Origin of the sequence: Rhodoferax sp., assembly GCF_034519335.1 — a bacterium.
Taxonomy (GTDB): Bacteria; Pseudomonadota; Gammaproteobacteria; order Burkholderiales; family Burkholderiaceae_C; genus Allorhodoferax.
On the sequence record NZ_JAXHOL010000001.1, the window covers coordinates 296,547 to 312,342 of the forward strand.

The 15,796-nt window shown below is 62.4% G+C and carries 14 protein-coding genes, 1 pseudogene and 1 riboswitch; of the genes and pseudogenes, 12 read left to right on the forward strand and 3 right to left on the reverse strand.

The features are described 5' to 3' along the window. The first annotated feature begins 145 nt into the window (after positions 1-145). Together U5O12_RS01465 and U5O12_RS01470 are read left to right on the forward strand one after the other, a co-directional pair. A complete protein-coding gene (locus U5O12_RS01465; RefSeq protein WP_322576918.1) occupies positions 146-1,438 on the forward strand; it encodes an HD-GYP domain-containing protein in 1,293 nt (430 codons plus the stop codon). Beyond that, positions 1,435-3,864 (forward strand): EAL and GGDEF domain-containing protein, encoded by a 2,430-nt coding sequence (locus U5O12_RS01470; RefSeq protein ID WP_322576919.1) that lies wholly within the window; start codon positions 1,435-1,437, stop codon positions 3,862-3,864. The genes U5O12_RS01465 and U5O12_RS01470 overlap by 4 nt, the downstream gene beginning before the upstream one ends. Here the strand turns inward: U5O12_RS01470 and U5O12_RS01475 are convergent. From U5O12_RS01475 to zapB, 3 genes are all read right to left on the reverse strand, one after another. Further along, a complete protein-coding gene (locus tag U5O12_RS01475; RefSeq protein ID WP_322576920.1) occupies positions 3,861-4,676 on the reverse strand; it encodes a sulfite exporter TauE/SafE family protein in 816 nt (271 codons plus the stop codon). The two genes, U5O12_RS01470 and U5O12_RS01475, sit on opposite strands and share 4 nt — an antisense overlap. A 245-nt stretch (positions 4,677-4,921) precedes the next feature. Next, a complete protein-coding gene (locus U5O12_RS01480; protein WP_322576921.1) occupies positions 4,922-5,266 on the reverse strand; it encodes a cell division protein ZapA in 345 nt (114 codons plus the stop codon). Then, positions 5,263-5,487, reverse strand: coding sequence for a cell division protein ZapB (gene zapB, locus U5O12_RS01485; RefSeq protein WP_322576922.1), 225 nt, complete (start codon positions 5,485-5,487; stop codon positions 5,263-5,265). Before zapB ends, U5O12_RS01480 begins: the two co-directional genes overlap by 4 nt. Positions 5,488-5,523: 36 nt before the next feature. Beyond that, positions 5,524-5,760, forward strand: a riboswitch (cobalamin riboswitch). A gap of 71 nt (positions 5,761-5,831) precedes the next feature. Here zapB and U5O12_RS01490 point away from each other — a divergent pair. The 10 genes and pseudogenes from U5O12_RS01490 to U5O12_RS01540 all read left to right on the forward strand — a co-directional run bounded on the left by U5O12_RS01490 (position 5,832) and on the right by U5O12_RS01540 (position 15,777). Further along, on the forward strand, positions 5,832-7,679 hold the full coding sequence (locus U5O12_RS01490) for a TonB-dependent receptor domain-containing protein (RefSeq protein WP_322576923.1): 1,848 nt from the start codon (positions 5,832-5,834) through the stop codon (positions 7,677-7,679). An 8-nt stretch (positions 7,680-7,687) separates the two neighbouring features. Continuing rightward, positions 7,688-9,126 (forward strand): annotated as a pseudogene (locus U5O12_RS21090) (cobyrinate a,c-diamide synthase). Then, positions 9,123-9,983 (forward strand): ABC transporter substrate-binding protein, encoded by an 861-nt coding sequence (locus U5O12_RS01505; protein ID WP_322576924.1) that lies wholly within the window; start codon positions 9,123-9,125, stop codon positions 9,981-9,983. Before U5O12_RS21090 ends, U5O12_RS01505 begins: the two are co-directional and overlap by 4 nt. Beyond that, on the forward strand, positions 9,980-10,555 hold the full coding sequence (gene cobU, locus U5O12_RS01510) for a bifunctional adenosylcobinamide kinase/adenosylcobinamide-phosphate guanylyltransferase (RefSeq protein WP_322576925.1): 576 nt from the start codon (positions 9,980-9,982) through the stop codon (positions 10,553-10,555). The genes U5O12_RS01505 and cobU overlap by 4 nt, the downstream gene beginning before the upstream one ends. A gap of 167 nt (positions 10,556-10,722) precedes the next feature. Then, complete coding sequence (locus tag U5O12_RS01515; RefSeq protein ID WP_416221415.1) at positions 10,723-11,646, forward strand: ABC transporter substrate-binding protein; 924 nt, start codon at positions 10,723-10,725, stop codon at positions 11,644-11,646. Continuing rightward, positions 11,646-12,731: a FecCD family ABC transporter permease gene (locus tag U5O12_RS01520; RefSeq protein WP_416221422.1), complete on the forward strand. Its 1,086-nt coding sequence runs from the start codon at positions 11,646-11,648 to the stop codon at positions 12,729-12,731. The genes U5O12_RS01515 and U5O12_RS01520 overlap by 1 nt, the downstream gene beginning before the upstream one ends. Before the next feature lie 14 nt (positions 12,732-12,745). After that, on the forward strand, positions 12,746-13,558 hold the full coding sequence (locus tag U5O12_RS01525) for an ABC transporter ATP-binding protein (RefSeq protein ID WP_322576984.1): 813 nt from the start codon (positions 12,746-12,748) through the stop codon (positions 13,556-13,558). A gap of 64 nt (positions 13,559-13,622) precedes the next feature. Continuing rightward, positions 13,623-14,300 carry an energy-coupling factor ABC transporter permease gene (locus U5O12_RS01530; RefSeq protein WP_322576927.1) on the forward strand — a complete coding sequence of 226 codons (678 nt, stop codon included), beginning with the start codon at positions 13,623-13,625 and terminating at the stop codon, positions 14,298-14,300. A gap of 12 nt (positions 14,301-14,312) precedes the next feature. Further along, on the forward strand, positions 14,313-14,882 hold the full coding sequence (gene cobO / locus U5O12_RS01535) for a cob(I)yrinic acid a,c-diamide adenosyltransferase (RefSeq protein WP_322576928.1): 570 nt from the start codon (positions 14,313-14,315) through the stop codon (positions 14,880-14,882). A 1-nt stretch (position 14,883) separates the two neighbouring features. Further along, positions 14,884-15,777, forward strand: a complete 894-nt coding sequence (locus tag U5O12_RS01540) for a helical backbone metal receptor (protein WP_322576929.1) — start codon at positions 14,884-14,886, stop codon at positions 15,775-15,777. Positions 15,778-15,796 lie beyond the last annotated feature (19 nt).

The window sequence follows — 15,796 nt, forward strand, 5'->3', positions numbered from 1 at the left end:
GTTGAATTCCATTGTGCACGGCATATCTGGATACGCACTGTTGCAGATATACAGAAACTGCTGGCCAAAGAAGCGTTTTCCCCTAGATACGTGGGGTATGCTCAGAACAGTTGACAGACACGAGGCGTATCGCAAGCAACCAAATATGACTATTGAAGATTCCGTTTGGATAGATGTAGGGGCGCTGCGCGTTGGGCTTTACATCGAATTGGATGTGGGCTGGATGTCCCATCCTTTCCCCACGGGAAGTTTCAAGATCAGTTCGCAGAAGCAGATCGAGACCTTGCAGAGCCTGGGTCAAACGCGCATTCGTTGCATCCCCTCCAAAAGTGATCCGGATCCCGCTGCGGAACAAGCTCAGGCCCGTGGCCATGCACAAGCAGCAGCCCTGGATGAGCGTCAACTTGCTGTCTTGCGTGAAAAAGAACAGCGTCGCTTGCGGGCTGCGGCCCTTGCAGCCCAAGACCGCAGTTTGGTGGTCTGTGAACGGCGGTTTGGCGAATCGGTAAGGCTGTACCGCAAGGTCGTGGACCAGGTGCAGACCCAGCCCAAGGTGGTGGCCGAACAATGCCAGACCATGGTGAATACCTATGTGTCGGAGTTGTTGGACAAGGGCGAAGCCTCCATTCGTTTGCTGTCAGAGGCGGCAGGTGACAAATCGTCCATGCACCCGGTCAATGTGACCATTGTGTCCCTGTTGCTGGGCAAAGCCATGGGCCTGCAAGCGGCTGAGTTGCATGACCTGGGAATGGCAGCCTTTTTGCATGACATTGGCAAGGTCAAGATTCCCGACCGCGTGCGCTGGGTCGAAGAAAATTTTTCCACCGCGGAATACCGCGCCTACCAAGAGCATGTGGCCCAGGGCGCTTTGCTGGCCAAGGCCATGGAGTTGCGCCCCGGTGCCCAGCTGGCGCTCGCACAGCACCACGAGTTGGCTGACGGCAGCGGCTTCCCGTCCCGCATCAAAGGCGATGCCATGTCGGTGGCAGGTCGCATACTGGCATTGGTCAACCGCTACGACAACCTTTGCAACCCCAGCCGCCCGGCAACCGCACTCACGCCCCACGAGGCCTTGTCCCTGATATTCGCGCAGCTCAAAACCCGTTTTGATGCTGCTGCGCTGAGCGCCTACATCCGGATGATGGGCGTGTATCCGCCAGGCTCGGTGGTGCAACTGATCGATGACCGTTACGCCATCGTGGTGTCGGTCAACTCGGCCCGACCGCTCAAGCCGCGTGTGATCTTGCACGAGCCCAGTGTGCCCAAACATGAAGCCTTGATTCTGGACCTGGAGCACGCTCCTCAGCTGGGTATCCGGCGCAGCCTCAAGCCGGCCAATCTACCGCCTTCAGCGCTGGACTACTTGGCCCCACGCCAGCGCATCTGTTATTTCTTTGAACAGGCCCCAGACCCCGAGTCGCCTGCGCCGATGGCATGAGCGATGCGGGTTTGGCAGAGCTGCTGGACGCAACGCTTGACGCCATCTGGTTGGTAGACCCCAAGACTCTGCGAATCACGGCTGTCAATGCCGCAGCTGCGCAACTTGTGGGTTTGCCAGTGCAAACGCTGGTAGGCATGCCCGCCATTGCGTTGGCCGTCACACCCGAAGACATGTTTTTCTGGGAGGACGTGGCTGCAGGTCTGGCCCACAGCATTCACTCCAATGCGTTGTTGCGCACGGGTGACGGTGATGCCATTGCGGTGGAGCGCAAGGTCAGTCGAATCTGGCTGACTCCTGACACGCCGTGTTATCTGGTCGCCCTGCGTGACATGCGCGCCGAAAAAGCCGCAGAAGAAACCCTGGAGCATCGGGTCTCGGAACTCAGCGCTACGCTGGAATCAACCGGCGACGGAATTGTGGTCATGGACCTGCAGGGGCGCATCCGCAACTTCAACCAGCGGTTTGCGGAAATGTGCGGGTTGCCAATTGAACTCCACACCGCCCAGACGCCTGAGCAGGTCATGGAGTACTTCCAAAGCCAGGTGCTGGACCAAGAGGCTTATCAGGGTGCCGCTTTGGCCCTGGAGGCGGATGCATCGGCCGAACAGGTCGACCTGTTGCGCCTGCGCAATGGGAAAACACTGGAGCGCCGGTCGGTGCCCCAGCGCAGCCGCAACCGGGTGCGTGGGCGGGTCTATTCTTTTCGCGACATCACGGCACAAATGCAGTCGGAAGGGCAGCTGCGCTTGGCGGCCAAAGTGTTCGACTCCAGCCCGGAAGCGGTGTTTATTACCAACGCTGCATTTGACGTGTTGCAGGCCAATCCGCGCTGTGTTGCTTTGGCAGGGCATGCCAGCGGGCAACTGCTGGGTTCATCCGCACGGCAGTTTTTTCACGACCCCGAGCGGTCCGAACTGTTTGCCGAGATCGAACTGGCTCTGCTAGCCCGCGGATTCTGGGCGGGTGAAGTCTGGCGCAAGGTGGCAAACACCGCAGTTGCGGTGGAGGTGTCCTGGGTCGCTTTGCTCGATGCACAGGGCCAGCTCAGCCATACGGTTGTTTTTTTCAAGGACATGACGGAGCGCTTGGAGGCGCAGCGCCGTATTGAAAAGCTGGCCTACCGCGACGTACTGACCGGTTTGCCAAACCGCCTGTTGCTAGGTCAGCGTGTGGAGTTTGCGCTGCGTTTGGCAGAACGAGGTGGTGGCCACTTTGCCATTCTGTTCATTGACCTGGACCGTTTCAAAAACATCAACGATTCGCTGGGCCATGCCTTTGGTGACCGTGTGCTGATTGAAGTGTCGGACCGCATCCTGCATTGCATGCGGGATGTGGACACGCTCAGCCGCATGGGCGGCGACGAGTTCGTGGCCTTTCTGCAAGATGCCGATGCCATGGGTGCTGAAGTCGCAGCACGGCGTATTCTGGATGCACTGGCCCAATCGTTCGAGGTCGACGGGATGAATTTTTCGTTGGGCTGCAGCATTGGCGTGGCCATGTACCCGGCTGATGGACGCACGCTGGACGACCTGATCAAGTGCGCCGACACCGCCATGTACCGGGTGAAGGAGCGGGGTCGCGGCAACTTCCGCTTCTACCAGCCTCAGATGAATGTGGACCTGCTCTCGCGCATGAAGATGGACCACGCCATGCGCCGTGCCATGGAGTCGGGCCTGTACCGCCTGCACTACCAGCCGCAAGTTGCGTTGGACGACGGACGCCTGCTGGGGGCCGAGGCTCTGGTGCGATGGACCGATCCGGAACTGGGCGTGGTGTCACCTGCTACCTTTATCCCACTGGCTGAGGAGTCGGGCTTCATCATCACCATTGGCAGCTGGGTCATGCAGGAGGCGGTGCGCCAGGCTGTGGCTTGGCAGCGTGCCGGACGGCCGCTGGTGGTGTCGGTCAACGTGTCGGCTTTGCAGTTTCAGCAGCCTGATTTTGTGGAGCGCGTCGCCTCCTGTATTGCCGATGCCGAGCTCAACCCGGCACTGCTGGAGCTGGAGCTCACCGAGTCCATCCTTGTGCAAGACGCGAATGAGGCATTGGCCCGCCTGCACGCGCTGGCGGGCTTGGGCGTGAGCCTGGCGATTGATGACTTTGGCACCGGCTACTCCAGCCTGGCCTACCTGAAGAAATTCCCTATCTCCAAGCTCAAGATCGACCGCACCTTTGTGATGGGCTTGCCCGAGGACGAGAGTGATCGGGCGATTGTGGGTGCTACCGTGGCGATGGCGCGCGCGCTCAAGCTTTCGGTGGTGGCGGAAGGGGTGGAAACTCAGGCCCAGTGCGACTACCTGCGGGAACTGCAGTGCGCCTCCTTCCAGGGTTTTCTGTGTTCACCGGGGCTGCCGGCGGCTGAGTTTGAGGCGCTGGCTGCGCGACTCACTCCGCCGCCACTGCCTGGCGCCTTGGGCTTTTAGCCGCTCAGGCCCTTGTAGAGCATGTAGGCCGCCAGCAGGTACAGCACCATGGCAAAGGTGCGCTTGAGTTTGGCAATCGGCAGGCGGTGGGCGGTGCGGGCACCCAATGGGGCGGTCAGCACGCTGCAGCAGGCAATGACCAGCAAGCCCGGCAGCCATACATAACCCAGCGACCAAGCGGGCAACCCCTCAACGCCTTGGCCGCTCCAGACATAACCCGCAGTATTGGCCAGGGCAATCGGAAAGCCCAGCGCCGCACTGGTGGCTACGGCATTGAGGATGGGCACGTTGAACGCCACCATAAACGGCACACTGACAAAGCCTCCGCCAGCGCCTACCAACCCCGACAGAAACCCGATCACGCTGCCAGTGGCAGTCTGCCCGGCAATGCCGGGCATTTGCCGACTGGGTTTGGGTTTTTTGTCCAGAAACATTTGTGTGGCCGAGTAGCCCACGAATGCCGCAAACAAAAGTGCCAGCGTGGTGCCCTTGAGCAGGGCGAAAACACCCAGACTGGCCAGCGCCCCGCCCAGCACAATGCCAGGGGCCAGGCCCTTGACCAAGTCCCAGCGCACGGCGCCGCGCTGGTGGTGGGCGCGCACGCTGGAGATGCTGGTGAACATGATGGTGGCCATGGAGGTGGCAATGGCCATCTTGACGGCCAGATCGGCTGGAATGCCGCGGGCCGACAGAATCAGAGTAAGAAAGGGGCCGATCAACATGCCGCCACCAATGCCCAGCAGTCCCGCCATAAAACCGGTGGCCAAGCCCAAAGCAGCCAACTCGCCAATGAGCAAAGGTTCGAATGTCATGCGGGGGTGTAGAGAAGTGTTAGGTGCCTGTGAAGGCCACCGGACCGGCATCCTGAACCGGGGTTCAGTTGGGCGAGGTCAGCACCAACATTGGGTTCATCTAACGCGAGATGATCACGCTCGCTGGGCAATGTTCCAAGCCCTGGCTCAATGAGCATTGGTTCAAGGAAATATAAAGCCCGGCAGCTTCACAGACCGCTCTATTGTAGGCCGGCCTGCGAACGCACGCAGGCGTCAAGGTGATTTCAGAGCAGCCGGCCGTCTTCGCCAAGCGCGGCATCCAGGCGTTCGAGCAAAGAGTTCAGCAGCAGGCTGCCGTCTCCGGCGGGATTGCTGGCCAGGCTGGCCGCAACGGGCGCTGTCTCCGTGGTCGCGGGTGTCGCAGCCGTGGGGCGTTCGGACAGGTCGAAGGCCAGGTTCAATGCCGCCAGTACGGCGATGCGGTCACGGGCGCGCACCTTGCCCGCATCGCGGATTTTGCACATGGCGGTGTCCACACGCTCCACGGCTTCCAGCAGGCGGGCATCACCGCCTTCGGGGCAGCCCAGCAGGTAGCTCTGCCCCATGATTTGAACTTCGAGTTGTTTCATGGTGCGTCTTTGTGCGTGGCCAGGGCGTCGGGCAGGCGTTCCAGCAGCGCATCGACCCGCGCACGCGCAGCATTGAGTCGGGACTTGAGCCCGTCGCGCTCATGGGTCAGGGTCTCTACCTGCGAAGCCAACAGGGCGTTGGTGCGCTGCAGCTCCTCGTAGCGCACCAGCAGGCGCTCCACGCGTTCGGCGATTTGGTCGATGGGGGTCTGGTTCGACATAGATCGCACATTGTAGGGTGGGCGCAAGCTGGGGCAGCGTAAAATCCGCCCGTTGGTGCTCGCGGTGTGGTTCACATGCCGCAGTTCAACGGGAAGCAGGAGGGTGATGCTGGCACCAGCGAACCTAACCTGCGCTGCCCCCGCAACGGTAAGTGGACGTGTCACCCGACACCGCTTTCATCACAGTCACTGAGTGCTTTGAACACGCATTTGGGAAGACGATGGAGGTTGTTTCCACCAGCCCGGATACCGGCCAACACGGTGGAGCTGCGCCTGGCGCAACTCCGTGACGCTCATGCCCTGGCGGGGAAGCCGGGGAGAGCTCCTAGTCGGGTTTTTATTTCATGTCTTTTGTGTTTTCCAAAGCGCGATCCTTGGCGCTGGGTTTGGGCTTGTCCCTGGTTATTTCGTCCTGGGCGCAATCGCAAGAGGTGCGTCAACTGCAAGAAGTGGTGGTCACTGCCACACGCACCGAGATGCGTGCAGACGAGGTCATGTCCGATGTGACTGTGATTGACCAAGAAGAGTTGCGCCGCAATGTAGGGCGCTCTGTGTCTGAAGTGCTGGCACGCACGGCGGGTGTGCAGACATCCTCCAACGGTGGCCTGGGCAAGACGTCCAGTATCTTTATCCGCGGCGCCGAAAACCGCCATGTTTTGCTGCTGATAGACGGTGTGCGGTATGGATCTTCTACCTCGGGCACAGCCAACTTCGACAGCATTCCCTTGGAGATGATTGAGCGTATAGAGGTATTGAAAGGACCCGCTTCTGCGCTGTATGGCAGTGACGCGGTGGGTGGTGTGGTGCAGATATTCACCCGCAAAGGCCGGGAAGGATTCCACCCCTACGCCAGCCTAACCGCAGGCGAGTGGGACCGCGCTGAGCTTGCGACGGGCTTCAGCGCGGGCACGCAGACACTCCGCTATGCCTTGGGTGTGCAAACCCAGAGTGAGGGCGGCTTTTCTGCCACCAACCCCCGCCTGGGTTCTACCAACACCTCTGGCTTTAATGCCGACCGCGATGGTTATTCCCAAAATTCGGTGCAAGGCAGTGTGAACTGGCAGTTTGCGGAAGGCTGGAGTCTGGAAGGCTTGCTGGTGCAAGCAGACGGGGTGAACCACTATGACGGTGGACGCAACCCCTTTGACGTGCGGGGCGAGTCCACCAGTGCCATCCGCAAAATCGGGTTGGCGGGGCAAATTTTCCCGGCCTGGAAGTCCCGTTTTGAGTTGAGCACCAGTGCTGACAAATCCACCAACCTGACCAGCACCTCCACCAGCCGCTTCAACACCGAGCAGCAGCAGTGGAGTTGGCAGAACGAAGTGGCCACACCGGTGGGCAAGGTGTTTGCAGGTGTGGAGGCCCTGCGTGAAATGGTGGATGGCACCCAGCGTTACACGGTGAATGACCGGACCACCCAATCGACATTTTTGGGGCTGTCTGGCAGCGCGGGCGCACACAGCTGGCAAGCCAATGCGCGTCACGACCGCAACACCCAGTTTGGCTCGGCCTCCACGGGTTTGGTGGGCTATGGTTACAAGGTAACGCCCGACTTGCGCGTGCATGGTGCGTACGGCACCAGCTTCAAGGTCCCCAGCTTTAACACCCTGTATTGGTTTGACCCGGTGCCCACCAACTTTCAGGGAAACGCCACAACGCAGCCCGAACGAGGTGAAAACGCCGAGGTGGGCGCCAGCCTGGCGATCGGCAACCAGTTGCTGAGTTTGGTGCACTATGAAAACCGGATTCAGGGCTTCATTACCCGTGAGCCGACCGTCAGCAATATTCCCTATGTCAATCTCGATGGATGGACGCTTGCGTTGCAAGGCGAGGGTGGCCGATGGACGTACCGCACCGCGCTGGATTTTTTGGACGCGCGCAACCAGTTGACGGGGAAGAAGCTGGTGCGTCGTCCTGACCTGCAACTCAGCGGAACCCTGAGCTACGCCGTAGACAACTGGACGCTGGGCGCAACCCTGCTGTCCACCTCGGACACGTTTGACAATGCCACCAACACCGTGTCTTTAGGCGGCTACACCACGCTGGATGTGTTTGCGGCCAAAAAGATCCGCAAGGACTGGTCGGTTGAAGGCCGTGTGATCAACTTGGGTGACAAGTTCTACCAAACCGCATTGGGCTACAACCAGCCGGGCCGGGCCGCCTACATGACCTTGCGCTACCAACCCCAATGAAAGCTTCCATGGCCGCTGCGACCTGCCCTGCCCTTCTGATTGCTGCGCCCGCCTCCGGGCAGGGCAAGACGACCGTCACGTCGGCGTTGGCGCGGCTGCATACGCGGCAGGGGCGCAAGGTGCGGGTGTTCAAGTGTGGGCCGGATTTTCTGGACCCGTACTGGCACACGCTGGCCAGTGGCGCGCCGGTGTACCAGATGGATTTGTGGATGACGGGGGAGGCGGACTGCCGGGCCCGCTTGCACGCCGCTGCGCAGGAGGCCGACCTGATCATCGTGGAAGGTGTGATGGGCCTGTTTGACGGGGACCCGAGTGCTGCCGATTTGGCGGTGAAGTTCGGCCTGCCGGTGTTGGCGGTGGTGGATGCCTCTGCCATGGCGGGCACCTTTGGCGCACTGGCCTATGGGCTGCAGCATTACCGGCCTGGTTTGCCGTGGGCCGGTGTGTTGGCCAACCGGGTGGCCAGCGAGCGCCATGCAGCCATGTTGCAGGGTAGTGTGCGGGAGCCGGAGCACTTTCATGGGTGCGGTGATGCGCAACGCCGCAATGACCTTGCCGGAGCGGCACTTGGGGCTGACGGTGGCGAGTGAGGTTACCGATGCGATGGAGCGGCTGGACGCTGCGGCGGATGCGTTGGCGCAAACGCAGTTGGGACGCATGACCTTGGAGGATTTACAGCGGTGGGCGGTGGTGTTTACCCCCGTTGGGGTTGCCGGCGCGCAAGAGGGTGTGAGGGCAAAGGCTGTTTTGCTCCGTGTCACCGCGGAGCCCGCGATGCGGGCGGCTCCGGTACACTGCGCAGAACAGCCTACATGCCCACCTTCCTTCTTTGGCGGGTAAACGTATTGCCGTGGCTCGCGACGCGGCCTTTTGTTTCATCTACGCTGCCAACTTGGACACCCTGCGTGCGCTGGGCGCAGAGCCGGTGTTTTTCTCGCCACTCCAAGATGCTGAATTGCCGCCCTGTGATGCCTTGTGGATTCCCGGAGGCTACCCGGAGCTGCATGCCCAGACGATTGCGGACAACATCTCTTTGGGTGAAAGTCTGGCGGCGCATATTGCCGCCGGTAAGCCCGTATGGGCCGAATGCGGCGGCATGATGGCCTTGTTTGACACCCTGGTCACCGCCGATGGTGCCCGCCACGCGCAGTGGGGCTTGCTGCCGGGGGAAGTCACCATGCAGAAGCGTTTGGCTGGTCTGGGTCCCCAGCAACTCAAGCTGCCAAGCGGCACTCTGCGTGGCCACACATTTCATTACTCCACCACCAGCACCCCGCTACAAGCCGCGACCCGCACCGCCAAACCCGACCACGATCCTTTGCCAGACGCTGGCGAGGCCGTGTGGCAGCAGGGCGCCGTGCGGGCGAGCTACTTCCATGCCTGGTTTCCGTCCTGCCCCGCCGCAGTGGTTGAGCTGTTCACGGCGCCAGAGGGGGCACTTCTATGACGCAGGACCTTTTGCATTTCCACCGCGGCCCGCAGCGCATCGTCTGCCTTACCGAGGAAACCACCGAGTGGCTGTACCTGCTGGGGCAGGAGCACCGCATCGTGGGTATTTCTGGCTACACCGTGCGGCCGCGCCGCGCGCGTGAGGAGAAGCCCAAGGTCAGCGCTTTCTTGAGCGCCAAGACCGACAAGATCATGGAATTGTGCCCTGACTGCGTGCTGGGTTTTTCAGACCTGCAGGCGGACATCGCCTCAGACCTGGTCAAGCGCGGCGTGCAGGTCACCATCTTCAACCAGCGCAGCGTGGCAGAGATTTTTTCCATGCTCTACCAGCTGGCCGCCATGGTGGGTGAAGCAGAGCAGGGCGCCCAGCGCATTGCAGCCATGCAGGCCGATTTGCGGGCCATGCAGGCGGCGGTGGCGGCCAAAGTGGCTGCGGGTGCGCGCAAGCCGAAAGTGTTTTTTGAAGAGTGGGACAACCCGCACATCAGCGCGATCCGCTGGGTGTCGGAGCTCATGGGCATTGCCGGTGGGGAAGATTATTTTCCCGAGCTGTCGTTGCAGCGCATGGGTAAGCAGCGGATCATTGCCGATGGCGCTGAGATCATCCGCCGCAACCCCGACATCATTCTGGGATCGTGGTGCGGCAAAAAATTTCGGCCTGAGAACGTGGCGGCGCGTGAGGGCTGGGGTGTGGTCAACGCAGTACGCCACCAGCAACTGTTCGAGATCAAGTCGCCCGACATCCTGCAACCGGGTCCTGCGGCTTTGACAGATGGTGTGCGCAAGATGCATACGCTGTTCATGCAGTGGATGGACGCTGACCAAGCAGGACGGTTTGGAGCAAGAGTGTCATGACGATTGCCAAAAGCGAACTGATCTTGGGCGGCCAGAAAAGCGGCAAGTCGCGCCGTGCCGAGCTGTTGGCCCGGCAGTGGCTGGATGCGGCGCCTGACCATGAGGCCGTGCTGATCGCTACCGCCCAACCGTGGGACGAGGAAATGCGCCAGCGCATTGCCCGTCACCAGGCTGACCGCGCCGAGCGTGTGCCCGGCATGCGCACGGTGGAAGAACCCTTTGCATTGGCCGAGGCCATCCGCCAGCACAGCAATGCCCGCACCCTGGTGGTGGTGGATTGCCTGACGCTGTGGCTGACCAACCTGCTAATGCCTGCAGAAAATGCATCAAATAGTGCTGTAGCCCCCATGGATTCTGCGCGAATAGCTTCTCTTTTGATAGCAATTCAAGAGTCTGCGGGCCCGGTGGTGCTGGTGGGCAACGAGATTGGTCTGGGTGTGATTCCCATGGGGCGCGAGGTGCGCGCCTTTGTGGATGCGCTGGGGCGTTTGAACCAGGATGTGGCCGCGGTGTGTGAGCGCGTGACCTTGATGGCGGCTGGGCTGCCTCTTTATTTGAAGGGTGCCCCATGATGTTTTGGCTCTCAGGTATCTCTCGGCACCTTGGTGGGCGGGCCGCAGGCGCAGTGCCCAAGGGCTTTGCTGCGTGTCCCCCGCCCGCGTTGCGGGCTCCTCCTTTACCTCCGCAAAACCCTTGGACACTGCGCCTGCTGAAACGTTGGCGGCAAGGCGGGGCGCCCATGCGTTTTGCGGAGGTAAAGGAGGAGCCCGCGCAGCAAAACGTATGGGTGCCTCGCCTGACGACGGTGCTTGCGTTGGTATGCATGGTTCCTCAAGCAGCCCAAGCCCTGCAAGTCACCGACGACCGAGGTGTCACCCTCACGCTGCCAGCCGCCCCCCAGCGCATCGTCAGCCTGTTGCCCTCGTTGGCAGAGACCGTGTGTGAGCTGGGTCACTGCCCGCGCATCGTGGGCGTGGACCGGTATTCCACCTACCCGGCCAGCCTGCAAAAGCTGCCCCAGGTGGGCGGCGGCTTGGACCCGAACATCGAAATGATCGTCGCGCTCAAACCTGACGTGGTGCTCATGGCCAAGTCGTCGCGCGCGGGCGAACGGCTGGAGTCGCTGGGCATCAAGGTCTTTGCACTGGAGCCCAAAACCCATGCGGATGTGCAGCGCGTGATGCTCAAGCTCGGCCAGTTGCTGGAGGTGCCGGACGCCCAGCGCATCTGGCGCGCGATTGATGCGGGCGTGTCGGCGGCTGCACAGTCGCTGCCGGCCAAAGCGCGCGGCGCCAAGGTGTACTTTGAGGTGAACGAAGGGCCATATGCGGCGGGTGAGTCATCCTTCATAGGGGAAACGCTGACCCGGCTGGGTGCCAAAAACATCGTGCCTGCCAAGCTGGGCCCCTTCCCCAAGCTCAACCCCGAATTCATCGTGCGGGCCAACCCGGATGTGATCTTGATCGGCCAGCGCAGCGCCGGCGCCCTGATGGCCCGGCCGGGCTGGCAAAGCATTCGCGCGCTGCGTGAAAACCGCGTTTGTATTTTCCCCACCGACGAAGCCAATGTGCTGGTGCGCCCCGGCCCGCGCATGGCAGAGGCCGCGCGCATCATGGCCAAGTGTCTGGAAGTCAAGTCACCTGCCAGCGGAGGCAAGCCGTGATCAACCCTTGGGTACGCTGGTTGGCTCTGGCTGGCGTGCTGGCGGCACTGGTGCTGCTGGCGGTGGGTGTGTGCGTGGGCAGCACGGGGTTCGAGAACCTGCTGACCCCTTTGCTGCACCCCGAGCAAGACCCTGCTCAGACCGCCATGGCGCAGCAAATCGTCTGGCAGATCCGCTTGCCGCGCACAGCGGGTGCCTGGGCGGCCGGTGCCTTGTTGGGGCTTGCGGGAGCCGTGGCGCAAGGCCTGTTTCGCAACCCGCTGGCGGATCCGTATCTGCTGGGCAGCGCCTCGGGCGCCTCGCTGGGCGTTGCGTTGGCACTCGCCGCGCTAGGTGGCGGGGCCGGCATGTTGGGTGGTGGCAGCGCCGGCAGCATGATGAACGGTGCAGTCGCAGTCAGCGTGTTTTCCAGCGGCGTGTGGGTGCGCATCGGCTTGACCGGGGCGGCCTTTGTGGGTGCTGTAGCGGCCGTGTTGCTGACCCTGTTGCTAAGCCGTGGTGTGGGTCACACCTTGCGCCTGTTGCTCGCGGGGGTGGTGGTTGGCGTGGTGCTGGGCGCCACCACGCACCTGGTGCTGCTCTTCACCCCCGACTCGCTGCAGGCCATGCAGGCTTTCATGCTGGGGTCGACCGCCTTTGTGGGCTGGACCTCGTTCAGCCTCATGGCGGGCGTCTGGTTGGTGTGTGTGTTGGCCGCGTGGCTGCTGGCGCGGGTGCTCGATGGCTTGAGTTTGGGCGACGCGACGGCACTCAGCCTGGGCTTGCCGGTCGCACCCATGCGCGCAGCTTTGGTGGCGGTGCTGGCGCTGGCCACCGGCACGGCCGTGGCGCAAACCGGGCTGATTGCCTTTGTGGGCTTGGCCGCGCCGCACCTGGTGCGCTCGGTGGTTAAGACCACGCACGCGCACCTCATGCTGCTTTCCAGCTTGGTAGGCGGCGTGTTGCTCATGGGGGCGGACACCCTGGCGCGCGGCGTGCTCGCACCGCAGGAGTTGCCCGTGGGCGTGCTGACGGCGGTGCTGGGCGGCGGCTACCTGCTGTGGCTGATGCACCGGGGCGGCCGGCACAGCGGAGGTGCCGCATGAGCCAGAAAGATGCTATGAAAAATATAGCTATCCGCGCAGATTCCATCAGCGCCAGCCTCGGAAATGGCATCGCAAAGCAGCAGGTGCTGCACGGCGTGTCGCTGGACATTGCCGCAGGCCAATGGACCAGCATCGTCGGCCCCAACGGCGCGGGCAAGTCCACTTTGCTGCGGTGTCTTGCCGGTGTGCTACCCCACAGCGGCACGGTGTCATTGTTTGGCAAACCCCTGCGGGCCTTGCCGCAGCGCGAGCGCGCCCGCCAGCTGGCCTGGCTGGGCCAGAACGAAACCTCTGCCGACGATTTGACCGTGTGGGATGTGGCCCTGCTGGGCCGCCTGCCGCACCAGGCCTGGCTGGCCCCGGCCAGTGCCGCGGACCATGCCGCCGTGGAGCAAGCCCTGCGCGCCACCCAGGCTTGGGACTGGCGCTGCCGCCCGCTGGGCCACCTGAGCGGCGGCGAGCGCCAGCGGGTGCTGCTGGCCCGCGCGCTGGCCGTGCAAGCCCAGGTGCTGCTGATGGACGAGCCCCTGGCCAACCTGGACCCGCCGCACCAGGCCGACTGGCTGGACGTGGTGCGCGCCCTGGTGGCGCAGGGCACCACGGTGGTCAGCGTGCTGCACGAAATCAGCATGGCCCTGCATGCCGACCAGGTGGTGGTGATGGCGCAAGGGCGGGTGACCCACCATGGAGCCAGTGACGATGCCAGCACCCACGCAGCCTTGGTGGATGTGTTTGACTACCGCATCGCCATCCACGCCATTGACGGGCAGTGGGTCGCGCTACCGGCCATGCGTAAGAGAGGTATCGAACTGAAAATACCTCGCTGAAAATACCTCGCGCCATTGCTTTTTTGTTAGTTGTTCATATTTTTCATTCACAAGGAGTTAGACCATGCATATCGAACCTGGACTGGTGGATGGAACCAAAATTTTCCTGAGCTACGCCACCGGCACTGCCGCCGCTGTGTACGCAAGCAAACTGGCCGTGGATGCGGTCAAGAAGGATGGCGTCCTGTCTCTGTTGTTGCGCAGCCTGCTGTGCGTCGCTCTGGTGTTTTCTTTCTTCGAGTTGCTGCCGCACCACCCGGTGGGCGTATCCGAAGTGCATTTGATTCTGGGCACCACCTTGTTGCTGGTGTTTGGTGTGGCGCCTGCCGCCTTTGGGCTTGCGGGTGGTTTGGCCATCCAGAGCCTGTTTTTTGCGCAGCAGGACTTGCCGCAATACGGCATGAATGTCACCACCTTGCTGGTGCCATTGTTTGCCACCCATGCGCTGGCGCGCCGCATTGTTCCCGAGAGCATGGCCTACGTGGATATCAGCTATCAGCAGGCATTCAAGCTGTCCGTGGCCTACCAGGGCGGCATCGTCGCGTGGGTGAGTTTTTGGGCTTTGTATGGCCATGGCTTCAATGCAGAGAACTTTGCCCAGATTGGAAGTTTTGGTGCTGCCTACATGACTGTGGTACTGCTGGAGCCCCTGGTGGACCTAGGCGTGCTCGCCGCGGCCAAGGCCTTACATCGCCTCAAAGGCAGTGTGTTGGTTGAGCAGCGCCTGTACAGCGCCGCCTGATAGGACCGCACCGTGGAAATTGAAACCCCTCCCGTCGAATACGAGCGCGTTATTCCCACGGCCGAGCGTCGCGGCCTGGTGCTCATACATACCGGAAATGGCAAAGGCAAAAGCACCGCCGCATTCGGGATCGCATTGCGCGCGCATGGGCGCGGCAAGGCCGTCAAGGTCTACCAATTCATGAAGGTGCCCAGCGCGCGCTTTGGCGAACACCGCTTATTCGAGCAATTGGGCATTCCCATCGAGGGCCTGGGTGATGGCTTCAGCTGGAAGAGCAAGGACCTGGACCACTCGGCCCAGCTGGCGCTGGACGGCTGGGCCAAGGCGGAGGCCACGATTCGTGCCGGTGAGCACTTCATGGTGGTGCTGGACGAAATCATGTACCCGCTGCGCTATGGCTGGATTCCGCTGGACACCATCCTCCGCTGCCTGCGCGAGCGCCCGGCGCATGTGCATGTGGTGCTGACCGGCCGCAATGCACCGGTCGAGCTGGTGGATCTGGCGGACACGGTGACCGAGATGACGCTGGTCAAGCACCACTTCAATGCAGGGGTGCCTGCCCAACGCGGCATCGAAGACTGAGATGTCGGTCGCCACCTTGCGATTCGTAACGGGCAGCGCCAGCGTCGCCTGGCGCAGGCTGCCCAGCGTGTCCCCGTTCGTCGCCATCGGGCTTCTGTCAGGCCTGGCCGCTGCGCAGGGTGTGCCTACGGTACAGCCTGTATCGCGTATCGTCACGCTGTCGCCCTCTTTGACGGAGGCGGTGTGTGCGCTGGGCCGCTGCGCCCAGCTTGTAGGGACGGACCGACATTCCAGTTGGCCTGGCAGCGTGCAGAGCTTGCCCAAAGTGGGGGGGCTGGAGGATGCGCAGATTGAGCGCATTGTGACCCTGCGGCCGCAGATGGTTTTGCTGGGGCCGCGCAGCCGGGCCGCAGAGCGGCTGCAGGCGCTGGGCGTGCCGGTGCTGACCTTGGATGCCCGTACCCATGCAGATTTGAAGCGCATGCTGTTCAAGCTGGGCGAGACTTTGGGGGAACCGCTGCGTGCAGCCGAGTTGGTGGCGCGCCTGGACGCCGAGATGGATGCTGCTGCAACACGTTTGCCCGCCGCCTTGCGCGGGCGCACCGTGTATGTGGAGGTGGGGCCCGCACCCACCGCTGCCAGCGAGAAAAGTTTCATTGGTGAAACCGTGGCCCGCCTGGGCCTGGTGAACGTGGTGGGTGGCGAGCTGGGCCTGTTCCCCAAGATCAACCCCGAACTGCTGCTGCGCCGCCCGCCCGACTTGATCATTGGCCCGCGCGCCACGCTGGCCAATCTTGCCGACCGTCCCGGCTGGAGCACCTTGCCCGCAGTGCGTCAGCAGCAGCTGTGTCTGCTGGACGCGGATCGCATGGACCTGCTGTCGCGCCCCGGCCCCCGCCTTGGCGAGGCCGCCCAGATGCTGGTGGACTGTCTCAAGGCCTTGCCGCCCCGTTAATCCTTATCCGAGAAAAATC